This window comes from uncultured Campylobacter sp. (assembly GCF_937996225.1).
Lineage (GTDB): Bacteria > Campylobacterota > Campylobacteria > Campylobacterales > Campylobacteraceae > Campylobacter_B.
The window spans coordinates 1-25295 of the sequence record NZ_CALKTC010000042.1 but is presented as its reverse complement, the minus strand read 5'-3'; the positions used below and the strand labels follow the sequence as shown (position 1 = coordinate 25295).

22 protein-coding genes and 2 pseudogenes are annotated in these 25295 nt (G+C 46.1%); 14 read left to right on the top strand and 10 right to left on the bottom strand.

The window, feature by feature from the left end; all coding sequences use genetic code 11:
- Positions 1 to 211: 211 nt before the first annotated feature.
- Both Q0174_RS05295 and Q0174_RS05290 read right to left on the bottom strand, forming a co-directional pair.
- Entirely contained in the window at positions 212 to 934 is a 723-nt protein-coding gene (locus Q0174_RS05295) for an anaerobic ribonucleoside-triphosphate reductase activating protein (protein WP_298042094.1), read from the bottom strand.
- 17 nt (positions 935 to 951) lie between these two features.
- A pseudogene (locus tag Q0174_RS05290) lies at positions 952 to 3264 on the bottom strand (ribonucleoside triphosphate reductase).
- 171 nt (positions 3265 to 3435) lie between these two features.
- On the opposite strand from Q0174_RS05290, the gene Q0174_RS05285 reads away from it, so the two are divergent.
- From Q0174_RS05285 to Q0174_RS05265, 5 genes are all read left to right on the top strand, one after another.
- The gene (locus Q0174_RS05285) at positions 3436 to 4068 is read left to right on the top strand and encodes a hypothetical protein (RefSeq protein WP_298042092.1); all 633 of its coding nucleotides are present in this window, start codon (positions 3436 to 3438) and stop codon (positions 4066 to 4068) included.
- A 51-nt stretch (positions 4069 to 4119) separates the two neighbouring features.
- Positions 4120 to 4332, top strand: a complete 213-nt coding sequence (gene rpsU, locus Q0174_RS05280; protein WP_005869392.1) for a 30S ribosomal protein S21 — start codon at positions 4120 to 4122, stop codon at positions 4330 to 4332.
- Positions 4333 to 4597: 265 nt separating this feature from the next.
- A complete protein-coding gene (locus tag Q0174_RS05275; RefSeq protein WP_297997576.1) occupies positions 4598 to 5191 on the top strand; it encodes a hypothetical protein in 594 nt (197 codons plus the stop codon).
- 75 nt (positions 5192 to 5266) lie between these two features.
- Positions 5267 to 6256, top strand: a complete 990-nt coding sequence (locus Q0174_RS05270) for a hypothetical protein (RefSeq protein ID WP_298042089.1) — start codon at positions 5267 to 5269, stop codon at positions 6254 to 6256.
- A 68-nt stretch (positions 6257 to 6324) separates the two neighbouring features.
- Positions 6325 to 7482, top strand: a complete 1158-nt coding sequence (locus Q0174_RS05265; protein ID WP_298042088.1) for a hypothetical protein — start codon at positions 6325 to 6327, stop codon at positions 7480 to 7482.
- Between the two features lie 382 nt (positions 7483 to 7864).
- On the opposite strand, the gene Q0174_RS05260 is transcribed toward Q0174_RS05265, so the two are convergent.
- The 3 genes from Q0174_RS05260 to Q0174_RS05250 all read right to left on the bottom strand — a co-directional run bounded on the left by Q0174_RS05260 (position 7865) and on the right by Q0174_RS05250 (position 10887).
- Positions 7865 to 8245, bottom strand: a complete 381-nt coding sequence (locus Q0174_RS05260; RefSeq protein WP_297943998.1) for a CrcB family protein — start codon at positions 8243 to 8245, stop codon at positions 7865 to 7867.
- Between the two features lie 357 nt (positions 8246 to 8602).
- Positions 8603 to 9334, bottom strand: coding sequence for a sulfite exporter TauE/SafE family protein (locus tag Q0174_RS05255; RefSeq protein ID WP_298042087.1), 732 nt, complete (start codon positions 9332 to 9334; stop codon positions 8603 to 8605).
- Positions 9335 to 10155: 821 nt separating this feature from the next.
- Entirely contained in the window at positions 10156 to 10887 is a 732-nt protein-coding gene (locus Q0174_RS05250; RefSeq protein ID WP_298042086.1) for a YaaA family protein, read from the bottom strand.
- 126 nt (positions 10888 to 11013) lie between these two features.
- Here Q0174_RS05250 and Q0174_RS05245 point away from each other — a divergent pair, with 126 nt between their 5' ends.
- The 9 genes and pseudogenes from Q0174_RS05245 (at position 11014) to Q0174_RS05205 (ending at position 19842) form a co-directional block, all read left to right on the top strand.
- Complete coding sequence (locus Q0174_RS05245; RefSeq protein ID WP_298042084.1) at positions 11014 to 12699, top strand: anthranilate synthase component I family protein; 1686 nt, start codon at positions 11014 to 11016, stop codon at positions 12697 to 12699.
- Positions 12684 to 12857: a hypothetical protein gene (locus Q0174_RS05240; RefSeq protein ID WP_298042083.1), complete on the top strand. Its 174-nt coding sequence runs from the start codon at positions 12684 to 12686 to the stop codon at positions 12855 to 12857. The genes Q0174_RS05245 and Q0174_RS05240 overlap by 16 nt, the downstream gene beginning before the upstream one ends.
- Positions 12858 to 13016: 159 nt before the next feature.
- A complete protein-coding gene (gene trpD / locus Q0174_RS05235) occupies positions 13017 to 14630 on the top strand; it encodes an anthranilate phosphoribosyltransferase (protein ID WP_298042082.1) in 1614 nt (537 codons plus the stop codon).
- Positions 14631 to 14653: 23 nt separating this feature from the next.
- Complete coding sequence (locus Q0174_RS05230) at positions 14654 to 15748, top strand: DNA adenine methylase (protein ID WP_298042109.1); 1095 nt, start codon at positions 14654 to 14656, stop codon at positions 15746 to 15748.
- A gap of 1 nt (position 15749) precedes the next feature.
- Positions 15750 to 16475: an EcoRI family type II restriction endonuclease gene (locus Q0174_RS05225; RefSeq protein ID WP_298042081.1), complete on the top strand. Its 726-nt coding sequence runs from the start codon at positions 15750 to 15752 to the stop codon at positions 16473 to 16475.
- Between the two features lie 6 nt (positions 16476 to 16481).
- Positions 16482 to 16670: pseudogene (locus tag Q0174_RS05220) on the top strand (phosphoribosylanthranilate isomerase); the annotation flags it as partial.
- A 405-nt stretch (positions 16671 to 17075) separates the two neighbouring features.
- Positions 17076 to 17987: a hypothetical protein gene (locus Q0174_RS10990; protein ID WP_366112564.1), complete on the top strand. Its 912-nt coding sequence runs from the start codon at positions 17076 to 17078 to the stop codon at positions 17985 to 17987.
- Between the two features lie 62 nt (positions 17988 to 18049).
- Positions 18050 to 18922, top strand: a complete 873-nt coding sequence (locus Q0174_RS05210; protein ID WP_298042080.1) for a hypothetical protein — start codon at positions 18050 to 18052, stop codon at positions 18920 to 18922.
- A gap of 17 nt (positions 18923 to 18939) precedes the next feature.
- Positions 18940 to 19842, top strand: a complete 903-nt coding sequence (locus tag Q0174_RS05205; protein ID WP_298042078.1) for a hypothetical protein — start codon at positions 18940 to 18942, stop codon at positions 19840 to 19842.
- A gap of 299 nt (positions 19843 to 20141) precedes the next feature.
- Here the strand turns inward: Q0174_RS05205 and yedE are convergent, their stop codons facing one another.
- The 5 genes from yedE to Q0174_RS05180 form a co-directional block, all read right to left on the bottom strand.
- Entirely contained in the window at positions 20142 to 21203 is a 1062-nt protein-coding gene (gene yedE, locus Q0174_RS05200; RefSeq protein ID WP_298042077.1) for a YedE family putative selenium transporter, read from the bottom strand.
- 302 nt (positions 21204 to 21505) lie between these two features.
- Positions 21506 to 22648 (bottom strand): hypothetical protein, encoded by a 1143-nt coding sequence (locus Q0174_RS05195; protein WP_298042076.1) that lies wholly within the window; start codon positions 22646 to 22648, stop codon positions 21506 to 21508.
- Between the two features lie 10 nt (positions 22649 to 22658).
- Positions 22659 to 23405: a tryptophan synthase subunit alpha gene (trpA, locus tag Q0174_RS05190; RefSeq protein ID WP_298042074.1), complete on the bottom strand. Its 747-nt coding sequence runs from the start codon at positions 23403 to 23405 to the stop codon at positions 22659 to 22661.
- Entirely contained in the window at positions 23398 to 24579 is a 1182-nt protein-coding gene (trpB, locus tag Q0174_RS05185) for a tryptophan synthase subunit beta (protein ID WP_298042073.1), read from the bottom strand. Before trpB ends, trpA begins: the two co-directional genes overlap by 8 nt.
- A gap of 204 nt (positions 24580 to 24783) precedes the next feature.
- A complete protein-coding gene (locus tag Q0174_RS05180; protein ID WP_298042071.1) occupies positions 24784 to 25185 on the bottom strand; it encodes a hypothetical protein in 402 nt (133 codons plus the stop codon).
- Between the last annotated feature and the right edge of the window lie 110 nt (positions 25186 to 25295).

Below are 25295 nucleotides of genomic sequence, written 5' to 3'. Positions count from 1 at the left end.
TATAAAATAAAGCTCTTGATAAACATAGAATTTTACGTCGAGGACGGAGTAAAATTTAAATATAGCAAGCGGCGGCAAGGTTAAATTTTAAAGCTTCCCGTAAGGCGAAATTTATCGCGGCACAATATGCACGGACACTGCGAGCTAGATAAATGCGCTAGATAAAATTTCATCGCCTTCATTGCGGCAAGACGCGCGCGGTGGCGTAAATTTAATCAAAATTTCGAAGTTCTATCTTTAGCTCGGTGTGGATTTTGCTCGGATCAAAGCTCGCAAGCGGCGCGCTTAAATTGCCGAAATTATCGCCGGTGGGCAGGAAGTTTTGCAGATAATAAACGCCGCGGTAGCCCTCGCTCCATAAAATTTGCGCCATCTGCTCGACCTTCGCTTCGTTTAAAAAATCGGCATGCACGGTCGTTCGCACCTCAAATTTAAAATTTTGCCGCAGCAAAAGCCTAAGAGTTTGCAAAAATTTATCGTATAAGCTTGACTTCGTAATAAGTTCAAAATCCCGCCGCGGCGCCTTAAAATCAAGTGCGATATAATCGATCAGCCCCAAACTTAGCGCCTCTTCGATCTTTTGCGGATTTGAGCCGTTGGTATCTACTTTGAGCAAAAAGCCGCGCCGCTTAACTTCGTGCGCCAGCGGGATAAAATCGCTCGCACAGGTGCATTCGCCACCGCTAAATACGATGCCCTGAAGCTTGCCCGCGCGCGCATCCAAAAAGCGCAGAAACTCTTCGTTTGAAATTTTACCCTGGGAAGTAACGATTTGGGGGTTATAGCAGTAATTGCAGCGCATATTGCAGCCGCAAAACCATGCGATCGCGGCGATGTGATCAGCAAAATCAAGCATCGTAAACGGCGTGATCTCGTAAATCTGCGCGTTACGCAGGTTTAAGGCTTGCGGCGGCTTCGTATGCGTTTGTTGCATTTGGCCGGTAGCGGCGACTAAGCGATCTGCTTTTTGTCTTTTTTCTCTTCAAAAAAGACGCGCTCTTTGTGCTCGCCCTTCTTTCCGATATTAAAGCTCTCTACTGGGCGCAAATAGCCCATTACTCTTGTGTAAACGACGCATTTTGTGCGTTTTGCTTCTAACTCTTTTGGAAATTCCATTCTCCATCCTTTCATTAAGATTAAAATTTAAATCGCTATTTAGGCGCCCTTGCTCTGCTTGGCCTTGTATTCTGCGAGCAGCTCCTCGTCGCATTTCGGGCAGTATTCATGCTCGCCGCTGATGTAGCCGTGCTTATGACAGACGCTAAAAATCGGCGTGATCGTGATATAAGGAAGCTTGTAGTTTTGCACTACGCTTTTTACGAGCTGCTTACACGCTTGAGCCGAGCTGATGCGCTCCTTCATATACAGATGCAGCACCGTGCCGCCGGTATAGGAGCTTTGTAGCTCGTCTTGCATCGCCAGCGCCTCGAACGGATCGCTTCCGAAATTTGCCGGAAGCTGAGTCGAATTGGTGTAGTATATGTTTTTATCAAATCCCGCTTGGATGATATCTGCGTAGCGCTTCTTATCCTCTTTGGCGAAGCGATACGTAGTTCCCTCGGCAGGCGTGGCTTCGAGATTGTATAGATTGCCCGTGCGCTCCTGAAACGAGCGGATCTTCTCGCGCAGATACTCAACCATTTTAAGGGCAAATTTACGTCCAAATTCCGTCGTAATATCCTCTTTATTTCCACTAAAATTTCGGATCATCTCGTTTGCGCCGTTAATACCGATGGTGCTGAAATGGTTATTAAAGCCCGGTAGATAGCGCTTCGTATATGGATACAAGCCGCGCTCGAACATCTCGGTAACAAATTTTCGCTTCTTCTCAAGCGTCGATTTAGCAAGCTCCAAAAGCTCATCCAGCCTCGCATACAGCGCCTCTTCGTTATTTTTATACAGATAGCCTAGGCGGGCTAAATTTATCGTTACGACGCCGATACTTCCCGTCATCTCCGCGCTTCCGAAAAGTCCTCCGCCACGCTTAAGAAGCTCGCGCAGATCAAGCTGCAAGCGGCAGCACATTGAGCGCACGGCGCCCGGCTTATACGCCTTTGGATTGGGTATGCGCTCGCCCTTTTCATTCGTGATATATTGCGAGCCGATAAAATTTTGAAAATAGCTTGAGCCTACTTTGGCGGTGTTTTCAAATACCGCGTCGGCCGCAGGGGTATCCCAATCAAACTCCTCCGTTAAATTTACCGTAGGGATCGGGAAGGTAAAGGGCTGACCGCACTTATCGCCCGTCGTTAAAACCTCATAAAATGCAATCACGATGCGGTTCATCTCAGGCTCGAAATCACCGTAAGTCATCGCCTCAAGCGAGCCCTTGCCGCGCCTTTTAGCCTCGGCCAAAAGCTCCTCGTCGCGTAAATTTTTAAATAGATGCTCGTTGTTATGCGTAGGGATCTGCGTTTTTAGATCATCAGGGCAGGTCATATCGATGGTGACGTTGGTAAACGGGCTCTGACCCCAGCGCGCCGGGACGTTTAGGTTAAACACAAAGCTCGTGATCGCCTTTTTGACCTCATCGTCGCTTAATTTATCGCGGAAAACGTATGGCGCCAGATATGTATCAAAGCTACTAAACGCCTGTGCGCCCGCCCACTCGCTTTGTAAAATTCCAAGAAAATTCGCCATCTGATACAGCGCTTCGCGGAAATGCTTCGGCGCCTTGCTCTCGACTCTGCCGCGCACGCCGTTAAAACCCTCGTTTAGAAGCACGCGCAAGCTCCAGCCCGCGCAATACGCCGTAAGGCAGTCCAGATCGTGGATATGATAGTCGCCGTTTCTGTGAGCCGCGCCCTCCTCGCGAGAGTAAATTTTATCTAGCCAGTAGTTTGCGATGACCTTGCCGGCGGTATTATTGATAAGGCCTGCGTTTGAGTAGCTGGTATTGGAATTTGCTAAAATTCGCCAATCCTGCTTGCTGATGTATTCATTGACCGTCTGGGTGCAGTTGATATAGGTCGTATCCTCCTCAAGCCCCAAAATATGCTCACGCTGCATCTTATGCGTGTGGCGGTAGATCATGAAGCTTTTCAAAACGTCGAAATCGCCCGCTTCGAAGAGTTTTTTCTCGATGAGATCCTGAATATCTTCGACGCTTAATTTATCTTTAAAAACGATTGCGCCCATTACGTTATCGAAGACTTTTTCGTCAAACTCGCTACCCGCGCTTTTGTAGGCTTTTTTGATAGCATCTTTTATTTTGTAGGATTGAAATTCTTGAAAACTTCCGTCTCTTTTAATGATTTTTTTCATAAGCACCCCGAGAATTTTCTGAATAAATTGGCAGAAAGTATATCAAGGAATCTTTAACTCAAAATTAAAGGAACGAGCGGAATATTCGTTACAAATTTTGCTTATAAAAAACGAAATTTAACCAAATCTCGCTATAATCGCGGAGTTTATTTTATAAAATTTGGAAATGCTATGAAAAATTTTAAAATAAGTTTTTTCGTGATTTTACTATGTGTCTTTTTAGCAGGCTGCGCTGCGCTTAAAGGCTCTAAAAGCACGGATAATTCGGCACTTGCAGGAGGCATCGACCACGCAGGATATCCAAACGCGTATCTGGAGCGCATCGCAGGCGAAAGCATCGCCGATCTACTCTCAAAGCGCATAGTCGGCAAAAAAGGCGGCAGATTCAGCGTCGTCGGTATTGAGCCACTGGACGGGACGAACGCACACGGCGTAGATGCGGAATTTTTAAGCAAAAAAATTAGAATTTCACTGCTGCATTCAGGCAAAGCAGTCGTCACGGACGCTCCAAGCAAAGACGAACTCGTATTTAGCAACGATGGCGTAAGCCGTGGCTATCACGCCGTAGAAAGCGGCTCGATCTACGCGCCGGATTACATCTTGGTAGGTAAAATTTTACCGCAAAGCCCCGCTGCGGCAAATGACGGTAAAGCAGAATCTAAAAAATCAAAAAATTTAAATTATACAGCTAAAAATTCTACCGTACAAGCAAGCGAGAGCCTATTTTTGGAGCTTTCGATGATAGATACTCGCAACAACAAAAGCGTGTGGAAGTATAAAAAAGCGCTTCAAAAGCAAATTTAAGGAATTTTTCGCTAAACTCACAGTTCATTTTTTTGAAAGGCGGTGAGGAAAGTGCCTGGAGTAAAGGTATATCCGAACGAATCATTTGACGAAGCTTACAGACGCTTTAAGAAGCAGACCGATCGTAACCTAGTCGTTACCGAGGTTCGCGCGAGACGATTTTTTGAGCCGATGACGGAAGTCCGCAAAAAGCAAAAAATTTCAGCTCGCAAAAAGATGCTTAAACGTCTTTACACGCTACGTCGCTACGAGTCACGCTTGTAGCGGTTTGCGCGGATTTGCGGATTTTAAATTTGCAGATCTGCGCGAAATTTTATCTCACATCTTTTTTAAATTTACAGCCCGCTTAAAATTTTACCCACTCCGCTAAGGCTAAATTCCGCTCTAAATTTTAAAATTTACCTCTTAAATTTACGCGCCTCCGTGCGGCGTCCGCTTTGCACGACTCCCTCGCGCCGCTAAATTTTGAAATTTATTTTTACCTATTCGTTTTTTAGATATACTTCTGCATAAATTTCAAGGAGCGAATATGGATTTAAACGACTACCTGCACACTCAAGACCAGCAACCCTCAAACCCGCAAGAAAAAGAAGTAGCACTCATCAAATATACCTTCATCGCGGCCTGCGCCTTAAAAGCTATAGCCGAACTGGTGCTATTGCTATTAGGAATTTACGGCGGATTGGGAGTGCTACTAAGCGCAGCGGCATTCGTGCTTTTTATCTTTAGCATTTATAATATCTCTAAGCTTACCGCAAGCCGCAGCCTTTTGCGCAACGTAGCCATTGCCTTTGCGGCAATATTTATAGGCGTATTGTTATTTATATTTTTAGCGGGCGGCATCATCGCTCAAATACTACTTGCACTGGGATTCATCGCATCGTTTCTGTTTTTTTATAGATTTTATCAGGAGCTTGCCGACACTAGTGGCGTCGCGATATTTTCATATTGCTTTATCGCGCTTGTACTTGCAGCTATTGCAAATGCATTTTTGGCGCGTTTTTCGCTGCCTGCTACGGTGCTGCTCAGCTTAGCGGCTCTTGCGCTTAACGCTTTTGCTATATTCAGCGTAGAGGGTTTTTCTCGTTCATATTATTCTTATGATCTTAGAGGCAAGAGATAAATTTTGATTGCTTGATCGGTTGTGAAAAGACCAGCAAAGAGCTAATTTTTAAAATTTCAAATCAAGGAGCAAGCCATGGTCTATTTCAAACACATATTTCTCGCGCTGTTTTGCGGGGCGCTATTTTGCAGCGTACTTTACGGCGAAAATCCAAATAAAATTTCAAAACAAAATTTTAAAGAAGGCTTTATCTGGGGCGTTACGATCGACGACGGCTGGTACGATGACGCGCAAGACGCCTCGGGCGCGAAGCTGCAAAGCATCGTACGCGCCCTGCAAGCCCTACCCGTAAAGCCCGCCGTGCGCGTCGTGATGTCAAAAGATATCGCTCCGCGCGAGTACGAGCCCCTTTTTAGGCGGCTTAGCGAGGTCTCATATGTGATGGCCTGCCCCGTGGACTCCTACGAGATGAGCTCGTACAAAAGCGTGAAAAGCTACGAAAAGAGGTTCGCGGACGCCTTCGCCGCGCTCGCGCCCTACGTCGCGATCTGGGAGATCGGCAACGAAATAAACGGCGAGGGGTGGCTCGGGGGCGATGCGAATTTCATCGCCGCTAAGATGATCGCGGCATTCGAGCTCATCCACAAAAAAGGCGCCAAAACGGCGCTTACGGCGTATTATACGCCGAGCGGAGTACAAAAAATAGAAATGCGCGAGTGGCTGCGAAAATTCGTGCCGCAGGATATGAAAGAGGGGCTGGATTATCTTTTCGTAAGCTACTACGAGGACGACAACGAGGGCTTTGCGCCTGATTGGAGCGAAATTTTTACCGATCTGCAAAGCGCCTTTCCCGCTTCGAAGCTCGGCATCGGCGAGTGCGGAAACACGGCGGCGGACGCTACGCAAGCGAGCAAAAAGGCGATGATGGGGCGGTATTATACGATGCCGCGCTACGTGCAAAACTACGTGGGCGGGTATTTTTGGTGGTATTTCGTGCAAGACTGCGTAAGCGGTGCGGGACCCGGCGCTTCAAACGGCAAAAATCGCGGCGCGCGCGATAAAGCGAAAGCCGCGGACGAGCTACTAAAAAGCCTTAGGGAAGCAATAGGCGAAGCGTACAGATAATGCGAGGAGGGTTTCAAATTTAAAGCAAAATTTTACGCTTTTTAGGTGTAATGAGGTAAAATTTAGATATGAAAACTTTTATAAAAATTTTAAAAATTACCGCCTTGGTCGTGAGCGTTGCATGCGTGCTTTTTGTGCTGTATATATTTGTGATTTTAAATTTGCTTTTTTCATCCGATACGCCCGAGGGTTGCGATCCTAGTATGCCCACTAGCGCTTGCGATTATATCGATGAAAAATTTGAAAAAGAGCTGCAAAATTTGCCCCCGGTCGCCGCTCTGCCGTCCTTAGACAAAAGGCCTGTGTTTTGGCTAGGCAAAGGCGATTTTGCGAAGGGCGCGGAGTTTGATTACCTATATATCAAGGACGAATTCGGAGTTTGGCTTAGATACAAAGATAATGACAGCGATAACTTTTTGCTACAAAAAGATATGCCAGAGCTCTACTATGGATACGACGAGATCGACCGCTCGCCGGACGAAAGGTGGGTAAGTGGAGAGCTTGGATATTATAGCTACGGCATCTACAATATTTCGCTTTTTGAAAATGAAGCCAAGATATTTTCTCAAACGGCGCATAAGGTCGTGAGGAAATTTATCGGTTTCTTTAATCTACACTCTATGAGGGGCACATCTTTTGCAGCTCCGCAAGGCACCGAGGAAAATTTAAACGCTATAAGCGAGCTTCAAACTCCGCTTGCGGATTTTCCGCAAAAGCAGAACTACTCTGCGCTTGGTTGGGCTGATAAACCAGAAGCCAGAGGCTATGTCGGAGATGAAATAGCCAAAAAACTCGCTCGCAACGTCTTTGAGATAGAGGGCGATGGGTGGCGACAGACCATCCGTATAAACAGCCGCGCCAAGGATATCAAGGTTATCTGCGGAGATGAAATTTGCCTTGCGCTTGCCTTCGATGAAAGCGAATTTAATCGTTGCGATAACGATACGCCTCATACGGCAATTTATACGCTAAATTTAAAGCAAAAATTTAGCAATTTTCATATGCTTACTAGTAGTAATTTTAACTACGTCAAGCTCGGCGATAAATACACTTTAGACGATGTGGAATCCTTTAAAATAGTTTTATCAAGATTCAGATATATCAAGGGGTATAACAAAGATCGCGAGATCACGGACTACGAGGTTGTCTTGCGAAATAGCGAGGGTGAGCAGGTCAATGAAATCTGCAGAAATGAAATTAAAAGGGCTCGCAGCCGCTTGCGATAAATCTAAGATAGCACTGCAGGATTTGACACATAATGTCGTGATTTCGGCGCGCTTTAATTTAGCTTTTAAAATTTATGCGAGAATTTTAAAATTCTAAGCTTCAGGCTTTAAAATTTGCCCGCGGAGCTTTTAAAATTTATCGCGCGGCTTAGGTTTATTTTATCCGCGCCAAGACAGCGAAATTTTTAGGGCGTCGCGATAACTAGGCGCAAGATAGCGAAATTTTACAAAGCTGCACGGCATGTGGGATTGTGCCTATCGCTCGCAGATTTTGCAGCATATGCGCGCGATAAAATTCCGTAGCGCAGGCACTTTCAATAAATTTTGATTTAAAAGCGCAAACATAGAGGCGATTTAAATTTAAAGCTCACGTGCTCCACGGCTAGCCTGCAAGCGCTCTGCCCGCGAGCAGCCCAGCGTAGCAAAAAAGCATACAGGCGCATACGCTTAAGACCGCGTTTAGCACACCGATAGCAAATTCTCGCGCCAGCAATAATTGCAGCGTATCGTAGCTGAACGTAGAAAATGTCGTAAAGCCGCCCAGCGCGCCTGCGATAAAAAATACCCGCACACTCTGCGTCAAATTTAGTGCGAGCAAAAACCCTATCAGCAGGCTTCCCAGCGCATTCACGCAAAAAGTAGCGATCGGAAACGCACTCCAAAATCCGGCGCGATCCATTGCGCGCGCGATCGCTCCGCTTAAGCCTACTCGCGCCATCGCGCCTACACAGCCGCCTAGCCCCGCTAAAATCAAGTTCGTCAATCCAAGTCCTTTTAAAATTCGTAAATTTTATTTCGCCATCTAGCCTCCATAGGACGAAAGATGTGCAACTTCGCTATTTTAACGCGATTAGTTAAAATTCCGCTTTTAAAATTTACTCGCGCTTTTTGAAATTTCGTTTTAAAATTTTACTAGCGCGGCAAAACGCGACGTTTGACGCGCCGCCGCAAGACGGAGACCAAACACGCGCAGTGTAAGAGGACGGTAATGCAAAAACTACGAGACGCAAAAGGGCGACGTAGCAAAACAGCGCGAACGCTTAAACCGCGCTTGTAGCAAAACCGAGGCAAGGGGTAAAACTATAGCTCGGCAATCGCTGCAGCGCTACTACAGCGGGCGCTACTGCAGCACCTTTTTTAATGCCAGCGCAAATAGCACGACGTATAAGACGAGCAGCCATTTTTTCTGCGTTTCGCGCTTTGCACGGCGAGCCTGAGAGGTGCCGAAATACACGCCCAAAAGCCCGCCCACGGCTAGCAGCGCGCCGCGCTCGTAATCTACGTGGCCGTTGTACGAAAGGCTCAAAAGCGCGCTAAATGAGCCGAAAACGATGAAAAATAGCCCCATGCAGACCGCTCTTTTGATATCTACGCCCAAAAATCCGACCAATACGGGCGTTAGAAATACCGCGCCGCCCACGCCCATGCTAAGCGCGATCGCGCCGATAGCAAAGCCGATGAAAAATAATATCGCGCCGTGGGGATTGGCGTTGCCGCCGCTTGCTACGTTCGTGCTAAAGAGCTTGAGAAAGGAGATGGCAAGCGTCAGCAGAAGACCGATCTCAAGCACGATTTCTGGCGAGTATTTTACGATGAATCCCGATATGCTCGCACCGCACAGCCCTCCGAGCCCCACCGCGATACCGCTATCTAGGCGGAGTCTGCCCGCGCGGTAGTTCAGATATGAGCCGAAAAGCGAGACGATGAACATCTGCATCACCGAGATGCCCGCGGCGGTCTTGACGTCGTATCCCAGAGCCATCATCACGGGCATTACAACCGTACCGCCGCCGATACCGAAAAAGCCCGATATGAAGCCCACGACGACGCCGACAAAGGGGAGTTCTAGCATTTTTGATCCTTAAAATTTGAAGCGAAGTTTATAGCTTTAAAATTTAAAGCTTGCTAAATTTGCGGAATTTTGGATTTAAGAGCGGGGATTTGCGGGATTTCGGTTTGAAATTTTATCTGGAGTCGGCTTGGCTTGAAAGTTTGCAACTGAGATTTTAGCTCGAAATTTCAGCGCGCAATTTGCAAAATTTTAAAATTTATGGGATTTTAAGGCGTAGAATTTCGGCTTGAAATTTTATGCAAATCAGCCCGCCTGTTCTTGTTCGTATTGCGGCTTGGCAGCGGATTTTAAAATTCTGCGCCCAGACTGCGGCGGTTTAGCGTAAATTTTAGATAAAATTTCACGTTTTAATCGCAACGCAGTATTTTTTGCCGCGATTAAATTTTCGACAGGATTTTATCGCGACGAAATCTCATACGGTAAAATTCCGCACGGTAAAATTTCAGTCAAAATTCTACGGCAAAATTTCCGCACTCCGTATTATAAAAATCGCCGCAAAATCGGTGCAAAGCCACGACAAGATCGCCGTAAAATTTTATGCGGAGCGGGCAGGCGCAAAGAGCGCGAATTTTTTGCAAAATTTACGACGAAATTTCGCCGCCAAAAGCCCGTTCAAAGCTCGCCAAAAGAGTGCAAAAAGACTAAAAAGCCGCCGCAAAATCCTCGCGATAAAATTCCGCCCGCAAATTTTCTCCCGGTAAAATTGCTTTGGATATGGCGGGATTTGAACTAGCGGCAAATTTTCCAGGCTAAATTTTACGCAAAAATCCGCATTAAACCCGCAAACTTTATCGTAAATTTCTCCGAGCGGTTTTCGCACCTTATGAAATTTCCAGCACGATCTCCTTTTTTAGCCCGATCTGTTTGATCTCTAGCACGGAGGCGCCGCCCAAGCGCAGCGCAAGCACCTCCGCCTCGCTGCAAGCGCCTGCAAGAGCTATTTCGCGCAACACCTTACCGCGCCAAGCCTTGGCGTAGTGGCTCAGCACCTTGCCGCCTTTGATGAAACTAAAACTCAGATATTCGCGCTTCATCTCATAAAATTTTTCGTAAAATCCCGCGCGCAGATCCACGACGCACTCATCCGCCAGATACCGATCCAGCGCGGCGGAGAAGCTATCTCGATAAAATTTTGCCGCGTCTATGCCGCCGAATTTTTCGCCCTGCTTGAGCTTGTAGTTCGGCAGCGCATCGCCGCCCAACACGGGGCCGAAAAGGTTTGAAAAAATTATCGTGTTTCGCTCCGCAAACTCCTGCGCGCCGGGGCTTAGCGACGCGTAGCCTAGGGCGCGATACGCGGTGCCCGTGTAGCGCAAAAGTGCCTTCGCGCAGCCTTTTTCAAAGATATTTTCACGCAGGGCGGCGTCCCATTTTTTCAGCCCGAAAAGCTTGCAAAGCTCCGCCTCGCTTGCTTTATCCACGAAATCCGCATAAGTGCGCAGCATCTGCAGGCGCTTTTCGTAAAGATCTGCAAAGATGAAATTTCGCTCGCAAATGCGCGGGCTGCTGCTTTGCTCGCTTTTCATCTCGCTTGGAGAAAATAAAATTTTCATACGCTCTCCTTGAATTTGCTAATTTTACTAAAATTTTGCTTGTATTCAAGCCTGCTCTAGCTCGCGCCGCCCGCTCAAATTTAAGCTAAGCAGCGTATAATGGCGCTAAAAATTCCAAGGACGAAAATGCTTTTAGAAGAGCCGCTGTTTTACTACCGCGAAATTTTAAAGACGCATCCGCAAAGCTACCTCGCAGAGGACGACGCTCAGGTCATCATCGGCATCGATTGCGATTATCTCGACGGATTTAAGATGAGCTTTGAGGCGCTAAAGCTTAAATTTGATGAGCTAAAAAGCGCAAAAGCTGGCGCAAGCGAGTTTAAAAACGCGAGCTTTGCAGGACTTTTCGGCGTTTTGGGCTATGACATCGTGCGCGCGTTTGAAAATATCGGCGCGCCAAAGCAGGCGCTGTATGACTTCCCGCCGTTTTTTTACGCTGACGCCGCAAATTACCTGCACTACGATAAAATCAGCAAAATTTACGATTTTTACGGCAAAGACGCCCAAATTTACGAAAGCCTGCGCGAGCTTAGTTCGCAAGCCTCGCAGCAAAGCTCCGCCGAAGCAGCAGGCGCGCCGCAGAGTGCTGCAATAACGGACGCCGCTATAAAGGGCGGCTCGAAATCGCAAGCCGCGGCGAAGTCCGAGCCTAAGAAAAAAGAGCTTAAATTTAAAATTTTAACCGATCTGGGCGCAGAGGAGTCGCATTTTAGTGCGATGGTCGAGGCTGCAAAAGAAAAGATAAAAAGCGGCGACGTGTTTCAGGTCGTGCTGGGCGAAATTTTAGAAGTCGGTACGAATCTGGGCAGCCTGGAGTTTTACGAGCGACTCAAAAAGAACAATCCGAGCCCCTATATGTTTCACTTCCCGACGCCGTACGGCTGCGTCGCTGGCTCCAGCCCCGAGCTCATTATGGAGATCAAAAAGGACGAAATTTTCGTCGCTCCCATCGCGGGCACCCGCAGCAGAGGCGCGAATGCCGAGGCCGACGCGGCGCTTGAGCGCGAGCTTTTAAGCGATGAAAAGGAACTTGCGGAGCATCGGATGCTGATCGATCTAGCTCGCAACGACATCGGCAAATTCGCCGCGCCCGCCTCGGTGCGGGTGCAAAACGCGATGCGCGTCGTGCGCTACGAAAGCGTGATGCACATCGTAAGCGAGGTTTACGGCAGTAAGCCGCGCGGGGTAAGCGCGTTTGAGGTGCTCGGTACTATCTTTCCTGCGGGCACGCTAAGCGGCAGCCCGAAGATTCGCGCAATGCAGATCATAAACGAGCTGGAGCGTTACGAGCGCGGCATCTACGGCGGCGGAATCGGATTTTGGCGCTTTAACGGCGACGTGATGCAAGCGATCTTGATTCGCTCGGCGATCTTCGTAAATCGCGACGCGCAAAATTTCTGCTCGGACGAGGATTTTAAGCGAAATTCCAACTTAAATTTAAACGCTGCTTGTGGCGAGGAGAAGTCCGAAGCGACGGAGCTTTGCGATTTCGCAGCGCAAAAGGGCGGCGGCGAGGCGCAAAATTTACCGGCTCGCGCAAGCAAACGCGACGCGACATTAAATTTAAAAGCTCGCGCAGGCGGCGGGGCGCTAAATTTAGAAAGCGAGCCGAGCTTTAGCCGCGCGATGCGGTTTGAAGCTGCCAAATTTAGCGCGGAGAATTTCGGCTGCGAAGGGCTAAACAATCTCGTATTTATCGGAGCGGGCGCAGGTATCGTTTACGACAGCTCGCCAAAGAGCGAATACGCAGAGATCTGCAAAAAGCGCAAAAGCCCGCTCAAGGCGATCGAGGAGCTATGCGAGGAAGCTTAGACGCTTTAAATTTAGCTAGCCGAGTGCACTGCTTGCTTCGGTGTGAGTTCGATTCCGCTAAATTTAATAGCGGCTTCGGCGTAAGGATGTTAAATTTAACGGCTAGCTTCATTCGGCGCTGCAAAGCCGAGATGCATATCGGCTGCAAAGTAGCGTAACGTCGCAGCTGATGTAGTAATGCCGCAGCCGCGGGCTAAATTTTAAATTTAACCCGCAGCGGCGCTAAGACGGCGCTAAATTTAGCCGCCGCAAAGCGGTCAAATTTAAACTATTTAGAATTTTAAAGAGGCGCAAACGCCCTAAAAAAGGATAAAATTTTGATTTTAATGATAGATAATTACGACAGCTTCGTTTTTAATATTTATCAATACATTTTGGAGCTAAGCGAGGAGGAGGTGCGCTACTTCCGCAACGACGAGATAACGCTGCAGCAGGTGCACGAGCTTGCCCCTTCGCACATAATCCTAAGCCCCGGGCCAAATCACCCAAAAGACAGCGGCGTCTGCCTGGATATTTTGCGCGCGGATCTGGACGTGCCGATTTTGGGCGTGTGCCTTGGACATCAGGCGATCGGATATGCGGCAGGTGCGGAGATAAAGCAGCTGGAGGTGCCGCTACACGGCAAGAGCTCGACGATCGAAATTTTCAATGATGGCGTGCTTTTTAGCGGGCTGCCGCGTAAATTTGAAGTGATGCGCTACCACTCGCTTTATGTGGACGAAGCTACGCTGCCGCGCGAGTTTGAAATTTTAGCAAAGAGCGAAAATGACAGCGTGATCATGGCGATGAAGCACCGAAGTAAGCCTGTTTTCGGCATTCAATTTCATCCCGAGAGCTTTTTTACGCAATACGGCAAAAAGATCATCGAAAATTTCATCAATTACGGCAAAAAGATAATTTTAAAGGAGAAACTCGTGGTAAATTTCGCCCCGTTTATGTTGAAGCTACAAAAGGGCTTCCCGCTAGATAGCGACGACTATGCGGTCATTTGCAAGGCGCTTTACGAGCAGGATTACGATATCGTGCAGCTTGCGGGGCTGCTCGTGCTGATCAGCGAAAAATCGCTCTATCCAAGCAGCCTCACGGCGCTCGTGCGCAGTATCTTAAAATACTCGATCACCTATGACGATCCGAGCCCGATGTTTGACATCGTAGGTACGGGCGGCGATAGGCTAAAGACGATCAATATCTCCACGACCGTGGCCTTTATCGCAGCGAGCTTCGGCGTGCGCGTCGCCAAGCACGGCAACCGCGCGATCACCAGCAGATCGGGCAGCTCCGATGCGCTGGATGCTTTGGGCGTGTCGCTGCTTAGCGATCTGGCGCAGATCAGAGCGCTGCTAGATCGCACCGGGCTGGCGTTTTTTCACGCGCCGTTTTTTCACAAGATCACCGCCGAGGTCAAAGAGGTTCGCAACCGCCTAAAAATCGGCACCGTCTTTAATATAATGGGACCGCTTCTAAATCCGAATTTAAGCCTAAGCAATCAGATCGTAGGAAATTATCTGGAGGAAGTAAATGGGCTCATCGCCGAAACGCTGATGATTTTGGGGCGCAAGCACGCTCTGGTGGTGCACGGCATGGATGGCATGGACGAGATCAGCCTGTGCGACGAGACGCTAATCCACGAGGTCAAGGACGGCAAAATTTTAGAATACCGCGTAAATCCCGAGCAGTTCGGCTTCACTCGGGCATTTCACGGCGATATAGAAGGCGGCGACGGCGAGGCTAACGCCGAGATTTTAAAGCAAATTTTAAAAGGCGAGCTTAGCGGGCCGAAATTTGACATCGTCGTGCTAAACGCGATGTTCGCGCTATACTGCGCCGATGTCGTGTCAAGCCCTGCGGAGGCTAAGCCACTCATTTTAGAGGCGATCAGATCGGGCAAGGTTTACCGATATTTTGAGGACTATACGCGAGGCAAAGCTTGAAGAATACTATAAAAGAGATTGAAATTGCCGAAAATCCTGCCTTTTTAAAGGAACAGCTAATTAGCTATTTGGGTAATAAACGCGCAATATTAAACGAAATTTTAAACGTGCTTTGCGAGATAAAGAGCGAACTAAAAAAACAAAAGATAAGTTTTGTAGACGTTTTTAGTGGTTCAGGCGTGGTTGCAAGAGCAGCCAAAGCATACTCGAGCCTCGTTGTTGCAAACGACTTAGAGGATTATTCGCGCGTGATAAACTCATGCTATCTTTCAAATTTCACGCCAGAACTCAAAGAGCAAATCGACAAAAGTTTTAAGCAAATTTTAGAAAAATTTAAACCCAGCGAGAGCTTTATAAGCGAACTTTACGCTCCAAAAGATGACGCTAATATAAAACACGGCGAGAGAGTATTTTATTCTCGTGAAAATGCGCTAATAATCGGTGGTTTGCGTAAAGCAATAGAAGAAATAGATCTAGATTTTAGGCATTTTTTTATAGCGCCTCTGCTCAGCGAGGCTAGCATCCATTCAAATACAGGTGGTGTATTTAAGGGCTTTTACAAAGACAAGGATGGTCTAGGAAAATTCGGCGGTAGCGGAGAAAATGCGTTAAATAGAATTTTAGGTAAAATTACTCTTCAAAAACCAATTTTTTCAAATTTTACGAGCGAATTTGAAGTTTATCAGCAAGATGCCTTAAGGCTAACGGATATTTTATCCCCTTTGGATATCGCTTACTTCGATCCACCGTATAACCAGCACCCTTATGGCTCAAACTATTTTATGCTAAATTTAATCGCAAATTTTAAAGCTCCGAACCTTAAAAATTTAAGCGAGGTATCGGGCATACCAAACGACTGGAATCGCTCTAATTTTAATAAAAAGGCAAAAGCGGCAGATGAATTTTTTGCCTTATTATCTAAATTTCCGGCTAAATATTTAGTCATCTCTTTTAATTCGGAAGGATTTATCAGCGAGGCGGAGTTTCTTTTAAATTTATCAAAAATCGGCAAAGTCATAAAACACGAAATCCGCTATCCAACTTACCGCGCAAGCAGAAATTTAAATAACAGGGCGCTTTACGTAACCGAATACATCTATATCGTAAAAAAGGTTTAAAGTGGCAAATAGTGATGATCTAAGGAAAAATGTAAATCAGCATAAACCTAAAAATACCGAGTCCAAATTTGACGATAAAAACATAGCGCAGGCCATGCAAAAAACTATTGATTATATAGAAAATAGATTTGGTCAAATTCCAAATTTTAACGGTTTTTACCTTGAATTTAGCGGAAGATTGTCGTTAAAAGGAATGATGGAAAATATAAAAAACGGTAGCATCAGAAAACAGTTTGATACAACATGGGAAGACAATACTATCATGCCTGATGGAGGCTTTTTGATACTCAAAAAACGAGGCGACACAAAATATCAAAAACTCCTTCTAGCGGCAGAAGTTAAAAGACAAGGCACAAATGATAAACGCGCTAAAGAAGGGTTAAAAAAACAAGCTAGAGGTAATGCAATAGAGCGCCTAGGTAAAAATTTAATCGGCATAAGAGCTATGATGAACCACGAAGACATAACGCCTTTCGTATGTTTTGGTAGCGGTGACGACTTTAACGAAAATGACGCTAGCACAAAAAACGTATTTTCAAAACTTAGCACAATGAATGAATTTTACTACCTCAACAAAACTTATATTTTTAAACTAGACGGCAACAGCGAGCACAATAAATTTTCTCCCGTAAGTATGTATTTTCGAAAAGAGGAGTGGGGTGCAAACGAGATGTTTGAAATAATGAAAGAGATCGCAGAGACTAGTTTGCGATATTATATTTTTTAGGCGAAAATGAGTGTTTTAATTAAAATTTGCGGTATCAAAACATCTGAAGAAGCATGCGCTGTGGCAGGTCTAGACGTAAATTTTTTAGGTGTGATATTCGTATCGAGCTCCAAACGCCGAGTTAGCGTAGAAACGGCTCGCGAGATCGCACGCATCGCGCATAAAAACGGCGCAAAGTGCGTCGGGGTCTTTGCTTTGAGCTCGGCAAAACACAGCGCCACCGCGTGCGAAAATTTTAGAGGCAAAGCCTGCGGCGATAAAATTTGCAGCAGCAAGGGCGGTGGCAAAATTTGTGAAGATAAAATTTACGCGGGTACTAGCGGAAGCGTAGAATTTTATGAAGCCGCGGAATTCTGCGAAAAGCAGCGCGACGATTTGAGCGTAAATTTAAACGCAAACTGCGCTGTGTCCACCTCGGTAAAAGATCTAAATTCTGAAATTTTAGATACGGAAGCTTTAGACGAGGAGCAAATTTTAAAAATTTGCAGCCTTTGCGAGCTGGACTGTGCTCAGATTTATGGACGCATAAGCGCGGATTTCAAAGCACGTCTCAACGCAGCAGGCATAGAGGCGTGGCAGGTGCTAAGCATTGGCGCCGAAATGCCGCCGCTTGAGGGTTTGAGCTGTGATCGGATCTTATTTGACGCCAAAGGAGCGAGTTTGGGCGGCAACGGCATGAGCTTCGACTGGGATCTGCTGCGACACGCAGGGCTTGGCTGCGAAGGACAATACAGCGCGGCGCGCGATGAAAAAAACTGCGCGGGCAGCGCAACTCAAAGCATAGACGACACAAAATACGACTCGGCTAGCGGGCGCTGCGATACGCAAAATGATGCAGTAAGTGGCGAAAAAAAATGCTATGTAGCGGGCACCGCTCAAAGCTCAGACGGCGCAAGGAGCTATCTTAAGCATAGCGCGATCTGTAGCGGATATAGCGAGGGGAATTTAAAGCGCGACAAAAACGGCGACTGCAACAATTCCTGCGCGGAGCATAACGAAAACGGAAATTTGAAGCTCCAGATGGTAAGCAACGTGTGCTGTGCCTCTAATAGTAATGAAGTGAGCGAGCGCACACATGATATTGTTCGATCGAGCAATACGAAACAAGAAGCGAGCGCCGATCGTCGCGCCGCAAAGAATGACGATGAGTGCAAATTTAGTGCGTGTGCTACCGCTCGGCTGAGTGGTGTAAGGCCCACAAGCGAAGACGTCAATGATCAAGGCGCAAGCGACTATGAGGCGGGTGCGCCAAATATTACGAATGACGGCAGTGAGGTGGGCAAGTTGGGTGCCGCAAAGGATGATAGTGCGGATAAGTGTAGCACTGCTTCCAAAGGCGGCGCGATCTCTTTTATTCTTGCAGGCGGCATCGGTGCGCAAAATATCCTTGAAGCGCTCGCGCTGCGCCCTTACGCTATCGATCTAAATAGCCGGGTGGAGGATACACGAGGCATTAAAGATCCACAAAAGATAAGCGAAATTTTGCAAATTTTAAAAAATGCGCAAGGCTGATCTCCGTGTGCAAACTCGCGCGATAGTTATATCTAAATCAAGCGTGTATAAGGAGGAACCAAATGCTTAACGACGAAATTGCTAGGTTTGGCATAAGCAAAACGCGGTATGATAAAAATATAAAGGATTTCTTGCAAGATAAAAATTGCGATAAGCGAAATTTGGCGGGCGGCGGGCTAAAATTTACGAGCGACGGCGGGCAAAATTCTATAAATGCCAGCGAACGAAATTTTACGAATGCCGTTGAACAAAAATTGCAAAGCAATCTCTCTTGTGCCACTGATACACTCTCGCAAAATTTTAAAACTCAAGCTAGAAATTACGACAAAGAGCCGATAATCATAAAAGATAATTCAATAGAGATGATTAAATTTTATTCGCCATTTCTGTATTTTCTTAATTTCATAGATTTTGGAACAAGGCAAGACTCGCCAAGATCCGTTAAACGCTGGCTAGAACTTTCGGATAAATTTGGCACCTGCTATATAAAATTTAAAAATTCAGTTATCGAATATTATTCAGAGAAAAAGAGGGCGACTCTATACTCTATAAATTTATCCGAAATAATTGCAATAAAACGCACCTTTGGACCGTCTACTTTTAAAATGACAAAAAAAAGTAAAATTTCAACATTTTTTGTCGCGTTCGTGTGGATAATCCTTTTATCTTTGGTAGTAACTTTTAAAAATAAAATTTCTTATGGAATTTTAATTGTGCCGATCTCCTTATTTTTGGCGTTTGCGCCCTTAATCATATTTAGATTTAAGAAAAATTTGGGATTTGACATAGGAAACGACAGCCTTATTTTTATGAGCAATGGTAATTATATCGAAGCAAGCATATTAACAAGCAAAGAATACAAAGAGCTAAAAGCCTGTTTTCTACTCAAAATAGGGAAAAATTTAGATAAAATCCCGCCGCAAATTTTTGTGTAGACTATAAAGAATAAAAGATGAATATAAAACATAGGCTCGAAGAGCTAAAGAGGCTTTTAGATGAACGATATCGAAATTTAGAGCGGGGTTCAGGGCGGAATTTTGATGCCGAAAATTCTGACAGTAAAAATTTTAAATTTGAAAAACTCACGGATGACTCTACGATAAATACAAACGAAAAATCTAATAAATTTGAACAAAATCCGAGTTGCGCTAGTGATTATAATAAAGAGCCTTTAACGCTCAAAGATAGGACGAATTTTTATATAGTTCTTGCTACGGTATGCACGCTTGCGATTATGATTTTTATGTATTCATACGAACCCAATCAAACTAGATATAATCAGCTTTTTATAGTATTTCCATTTTTCGGATTGCCTATAATAATGGAATATTTTACAAATTTTTACAATAAGAAATTTGTAAAATTTTATAATGATCGAGTTACTTATTATACAAATAAAATGCCCGAAAAAACTATATTCTTAGATGATCTTAAGGATGTAAAAAGAGCCTATTTTGCAAGAGATAATGAGTGGCTTAGGAGGCAAGGCGCTTTTTATAGATTTTTCTTAAAATTTGATCCGTATGCTACGATAATCGCTTTTTTATTGATCTGCATATTGGTATTAGCTATCGGCGTAAGAAAATATATAGAAACAGGTAGTTCCAAAGTAATTTTTATATTAATATTGACGTTTTTGTTTTTATTCATCTCAAAATTTATGTATTTTTTGGTTTTTAAATTTCAACTTAGACTTATATTCTACGATAATATAATAATCCGAGGCAAGGATAAAGATATCGCCTTTACGATAGAAACTATGGACGACTACGTCAGGATAAAAGAATTTTTTATAAAGAGAAAAGGTATTGATTTGGATAAGACCCAGCGCCACGTATGGCTGGATTTTAATTAGCAATTAAAGAGCTTTAGATGAAAAAAGCCTCAAATGGCAAAGCCTTTAAATTTCAAAATTTAAAGGAGCGGCTCTTAAAAATTGATCGCAATCTTTCTTGCGCGGAACATATTTTTATCATTTGCTTTATCGCGTTACTAAATACGGCTATAAATTCTTAAATTCTATCTCCAGCTGCTTGCGCCAGTCTTGCAGTGCGCGCTCTGCTCCGACAGCGTATTTCTTTATAAGTACGCCGCCAGAGCTTGACTAGATACGCCGCCTCTGTATAGATTGATCTCTGAGATTAAATATCAGCCTTAAGCGCCGCGTCTTTGAAAAATCCCCACGTAAAGCGCAAAAACAAAACCGATCGCAACCGCGTAAGGAGCGAACTCGGTGATGCCTTTAGCTGAGCTTGCGAGCAAGAAATTATGCGCGATCGCAGCGCCTGCCGCCATGCCGATAACGAATATGCCCGAGCTTAAATTTCCCGTGCCGGCCTGCACCAGATGCTTGCCCGGGCAGCCCTCGCTGAGGCTGAAGCAAAGACCCGCGAGCACCATACCCAAGAAATTCCAAACGAAATCGTTATGAGCGATAGGCTGGCTCTCAAAGCCGAGTTTGTATTGTCCAAACGCGATATTTGCGATGCTAGCAAACACGATAACGCTTAGCACGCCCCAAAACATCGAGAAATCGCCGCGGAAAATTCTACCGAATGCGCCGACGCTGCAAAATTTGCTCTTGTGCATCAAGGCGCCCACGATAATGCCCGCAGCCAGCGAGATGCCTACCGCTGCGTGTTGTGCGCCGGGACCTTCAGCGGAGATAAAAAGCGCGCCGCTCTCGCCCGTTTTGAGTCCGAAAACCAAGGCCGCAAGTAGCGCCGCACCCAGTATCACGGGCAAAATTCCGATCGGGCCGCTAAGCCTTGCCTCTTTGCTCGCCTCATAGCCGCGCTTTTTAAGCAAAAACCCAATGAGTACGCCGCAGATCAGACCCGCTAATCCGGCTAGCGCGGTCAAATCGCCGCCGCCTAGGCGTAAAAACGCGCGCCACGGACATCCCAAAAATACAAGGCAGCCGATCATCGCGAAAATCCCTAGGAAAAATTTCGCAAACGGCGAGCTGCCGGTAACCGGCGCGAACTCGCGCGTCCAAAGCACGCTTGCCAAAAAGCCGCCGAACACGAGTCCTATGATCTCCGGGCGGATGTATTGCACCGCGCTAGCTCGGTGAAAGCCCAACGCGCCGGTGGTGTCGCGCAAAAAGCAAGCGACGCAAACGCCCATATTGCCCGGGTTTCCGAAATGCACCAGCGTCGCACCCAGCACGCCTAGCACGGCGCCTGCGATGATATACCATTTAACGTTATTCATGAAAAAATCCTGAAATAATCTAGATCGACCGATCTCTTAGGCGCGATTTTATCCTTTGTAAAATAAAAAGCAAATAAATTCCGATCTAAATTTTAAAAAGTAAGAATTCTATCCATACTTAAAAATGACTAAAAATAGAATTTAAAAAGTAGTTAAGACGGGGTTCGGACATACGAAGCCAGTCTTAACTATAGAATTTTACTTAAATATAAATAAACCAGCCTTAATTTCTCGCACGAAGTCGGAAATTCTATTTTTACATACGGCCACAAAGCCCGCAAGTTACGAAATTCCACGCCTCATCAATCGATAGCGTTGGAGCTTTTTAACACCACTAGATGTTTTTTGCCCGCGAAGCTTAGCACTACGGCAGCATTATTTTCGTCGATTTCGCGCACCAGCTCTACTCGCACGTCGCTAGGTCTTGCGGTATCCGAGCTAAGCAGCTCATTTTCTAAAATGCTTCTAAATGCCGAAATCTTGGGCTCTTTTGCATCCGATCTTTCTTTTGCTCCCTCGCGAAATTCCATCGTACCACTCTCGGCAGAGCTTACTTTAAGCGGCGAAATTTTATCCGCTGCTCTTATATTCTCGGCACTCTCATAGTTTTCGTCCGCCTCCGTAGCTTCCGAACGCTCGGCACGCGCAACCTCATCGTAAAATTTATCGTGTGCACTCTCTTCGCTCACGTTCTCGCCTCTTAAAAAATCTGCGCTATCTACGTTTTTTGAGTCGTTAGAATTTTTTAAATTTAAAGCAGAGGCTTCATCTTTCTTCGCAAACTCCTGCGCGTCAGAATAATTTGGGTTCTTTGATCCGCTCTGATTTTTAAAAGAGGAGTCGTTTAAAATTTCATCTATGCCCGTCACGTCGACATCGGCGCCCTCCATGCTAGCGTCGTCTTCAAAAACCCGCCATGTCTCGTCGATACTTTTTTGCGGCTTGTGCGATAAAAATTTTCGCACGCCTACGAAAACCGCAGCCGCAAGCAGTAACGCTACGATTATCGGCATCATGGAAACCCCGCTGCTACCGCTTTGCGCCGTCTCACTCGCCTCGCTCTTTACGCTCATCTTGCTCTGATCGAAAGCAGGGTTTTTTACGCGCAAAATGAGCTTTAAATTGCCATCTTGAGTAAGAGCATCGACTGATAGATCGGCTCCGGTAGGGAAGTTGATCTCGATATCCTTGCCCTTGGGCGCGATCGTAAAGCTTTTAAGCACCTTTTGGTTGGTACGCATTTCGTTAAATTTCTCATCGCCGCCGAGCCCCTTTAAAATAAGGCTCATCGACTGTCCATCGACGCTGCGCACGATGTCGGGCTTGTATGCGGAGTCAAACGCCAAGACGATATCCACGCTATCGTCGTGGTTGAAAAGATCATATTGCATCAGATTGGCGCCGAAGCAAAAATTTGCGATTAAAATCAAAAATATCTTTTTCATATTTATTCCGTTAATTAAAAAGTTCGGCGATCTTGTCTTGCAGATCGCGCCCGCCGTAGTTCGCGCATAAATTTACGATCGCAGTACCGATGATAGCGCCGTCTGCGTATTCTTTCGTGGCGCGAACGTCGCCCGCCGTGCGAATACCAAAGCCGATCGCCACGGGTAGATCGCTCATTTTTTTAAGATCTGCGACCATATTTTTAAGGCGCGAGATCGGAGTTTGCTTGCTTCCGGTCACGCCGATAGCGCCCACGCCGTAGATGAAGCCGCGCGCGCGGCTCAAAACTCGCGTAGCACGATGCTCGCTCGTAACGCTGATAAGCGGGATGAGCGCGATACCGAACTCCTCGCAAAGCGCGAAAATTTCCTCGTTTTCCTCATACGGCAGATCGGGGATTATTAGTCCGCTGATGCCGTAGCGCGCCGCCTGCGCTACAAACTCGCGCACGCCGTAGGCAAAGATCACGTTGTAATAGACCAAAAACACGAGCGGCTTACGCGTTTGCACTCCTTTTAAAATTTCAAATACTGTGCCCGCGTTTACACCGTTTTGCACCGCGGAGAAGCTCGCCTTAAAAATTTCCGGGCCGTCTGCGAGCGGATCGGAATACGGGATGCCAATCTCAAGCAGATCGATCGCGCTTTCGTCTAAATTTGACAAAAACTCCTTCGTGTGCGCGGGGCTCGGATATCCCGCCACGATATAACCGATATTTGCCTTTTTGCCCGCAAAGGCCGCTTTGATCTTATCCATAAATCGTTCCTTTTTTGTAATTCATCACGGTATCCATATCCTTATCGCCCCTGCCGCTCACGTTTACGACGATCGTTTTTCTGCCTTTTAACTGCGGACAGAGCTTTTCTAAATACGCTAACGCGTGCGCGCTTTCGATCGCAGGGATAATGCCTTCGAGCCTACAGAGCAGTTTAAGCGCCGTGATGCACTCATCGTCGGTTACCGCTTCGTATTTTGCGCGACTTATCTCGTGCAGATGCGCGTGCTCAGGACCCACGCCGGGATAATCAAGCCCCGCCGAGATGCTGTGAACAGGCTCGATCATGCCGAATTTATCCTGTAGCACGATCGTTTTCATACCGTGGATGATGCCCGCGCGCCCATTGGTAATAGTCGCTGCGTGATAAGGGGTTTGTGCGCCCAAGCCGCCCGCCTCGATGCCCACGAGCTGCACGCTAGGATCATCCACGAACGCGCTAAAAATTCCTATCGCATTGCTTCCGCCGCCCACGCAGGCTAGGACGTAATCGGCTTTAATCCCCTTGCTCGCAAGCTGCGATTTGGTCTCGGTACCGATGACGCTTTGAAAATCCCTAACCATCTTAGGATACGGATGCGGCCCGACCGCCGAGCCGATGACGTAAAATACGCTCTCAATCTCGTTCACCCACGCCTGAATCGCCGCAGTGGTCGCCTCTTTGAGCGTTTTTAAACCGGTGCCGATTTTGATTAAATTTGCACCCAAAAGCTGCATCCTAAAGGCGTTGAGCTGCTGGCGCGCGGCGTCGGTCTCGCCCATATACACGTCGCACTCAAGCCCAAATAGCGCCGCTGCCGTCGCCGTCGCCACACCGTGCTGACCTGCACCGGTTTCTGCGATGATCTTTTTTTTGCCCATTTTTTTGGCTAGTAGCGCCTGCGCTAGGGCATTGTTGATTTTATGAGCGCCCGTGTGGTTGAGATCCTCGCGCTTTAGATAAATCTCATGCCCGTAGTGCTCGCTAAGGCGCGCAGCGTGATATAACGGCGTCGGACGCCCCGCGTATTCGCGCAGCAAGTAACCCAGCTCATCTTTAAATTCCTTAGTCTGCGCTATGGTGTTGTACGCATCCTCCAGCTCCTCAAGCGCGAACATCGCCGTCTCAGGCACGAACTGCCCGCCGAAACTCCCGAAATACGCCTTTTTATTCATCTTATCTCCTCGCATTAAATCGTGAGATTATATAAAATTTCGCGTTAAATTTCGCTTTTTTGACAGCACCTTTTGCGGCGCTCTTCTAAATTTATCGGATATACGGTCACAAAAAAACGCACGGCATAAAATAGTAAATTTTGAAATTTACACTTCAAATTGCGGCTAATGTTTTGCTTGATGAGCAGCCCCAACTTCGTAAATTTATTTACTTTCATTGCCAATATCGCTCTTTTTAGGATTACCAATAGGACAAATTATATTGTCAGTATCTGTAAGTCTTAATTTTTTCCATTCTTCAAAGCTATTAACTCTAATCAAATTATGCGGAATTTTTGACGATTCATCAATAATTTCGAGGCACTCGCTCGTTTCTCTTTTAAAATACTGCATAATAAGGTGATTATCGTTATTTTCCAAAGCCTTTTTTATACATTTTGCTTTTAACTCAACATAATCACTATTACTTAGAAAATTTTTTGAAAAAAGCCTTATTGGGGCGCACTCGCTAATTATTTCCATATAAATCATACGAAAAACAAAAAACGAAATAATTAGCATAAACGGCAGTAGAATAATATTTTTGTATCGTTTTAAAAATTTCATTTTATTTCCTTATTTAGAATTTTTATATTTTACGGATAAAAACCCTTGATTTTTATGTTTTACTGCCGCTTATGCCTATACCTGCCCCTATAGAGCTTGATTTACTATCG

Coding starts and splice junctions, on each gene's coding strand:
- Q0174_RS05295 (WP_298042094.1), bottom strand. CDS start 934: ATGCAACAAACGCATACGAAGCCGCCGCAAGCCTTAAACCTGCGTAAC.
- Q0174_RS05285 (WP_298042092.1), top strand. CDS start 3,436: ATGAAAAATTTTAAAATAAGTTTTTTCGTGATTTTACTATGTGTCTTT.
- Q0174_RS05275 (WP_297997576.1), top strand. CDS start 4,598: ATGGATTTAAACGACTACCTGCACACTCAAGACCAGCAACCCTCAAAC.
- Q0174_RS05270 (WP_298042089.1), top strand. CDS start 5,267: ATGGTCTATTTCAAACACATATTTCTCGCGCTGTTTTGCGGGGCGCTA.
- Q0174_RS05265 (WP_298042088.1), top strand. CDS start 6,325: ATGAAAACTTTTATAAAAATTTTAAAAATTACCGCCTTGGTCGTGAGC.
- Q0174_RS05255 (WP_298042087.1), bottom strand. CDS start 9,334: ATGCTAGAACTCCCCTTTGTCGGCGTCGTCGTGGGCTTCATATCGGGC.
- Q0174_RS05250 (WP_298042086.1), bottom strand. CDS start 10,887: ATGAAAATTTTATTTTCTCCAAGCGAGATGAAAAGCGAGCAAAGCAGC.
- Q0174_RS05245 (WP_298042084.1), top strand. CDS start 11,014: ATGCTTTTAGAAGAGCCGCTGTTTTACTACCGCGAAATTTTAAAGACG.
- Q0174_RS05240 (WP_298042083.1), top strand. CDS start 12,684: ATGCGAGGAAGCTTAGACGCTTTAAATTTAGCTAGCCGAGTGCACTGC.
- Q0174_RS10990 (WP_366112564.1), top strand. CDS start 17,076: ATGCCGCCGCTTGAGGGTTTGAGCTGTGATCGGATCTTATTTGACGCC.
- Q0174_RS05210 (WP_298042080.1), top strand. CDS start 18,050: ATGCTTAACGACGAAATTGCTAGGTTTGGCATAAGCAAAACGCGGTAT.
- Q0174_RS05205 (WP_298042078.1), top strand. CDS start 18,940: ATGAATATAAAACATAGGCTCGAAGAGCTAAAGAGGCTTTTAGATGAA.
- yedE (WP_298042077.1), bottom strand. CDS start 21,203: ATGAATAACGTTAAATGGTATATCATCGCAGGCGCCGTGCTAGGCGTG.
- Q0174_RS05195 (WP_298042076.1), bottom strand. CDS start 22,648: ATGAAAAAGATATTTTTGATTTTAATCGCAAATTTTTGCTTCGGCGCC.
- trpA (WP_298042074.1), bottom strand. CDS start 23,405: ATGGATAAGATCAAAGCGGCCTTTGCGGGCAAAAAGGCAAATATCGGT.
- trpB (WP_298042073.1), bottom strand. CDS start 24,579: ATGAATAAAAAGGCGTATTTCGGGAGTTTCGGCGGGCAGTTCGTGCCT.
- Q0174_RS05180 (WP_298042071.1), bottom strand. CDS start 25,185: ATGAAATTTTTAAAACGATACAAAAATATTATTCTACTGCCGTTTATG.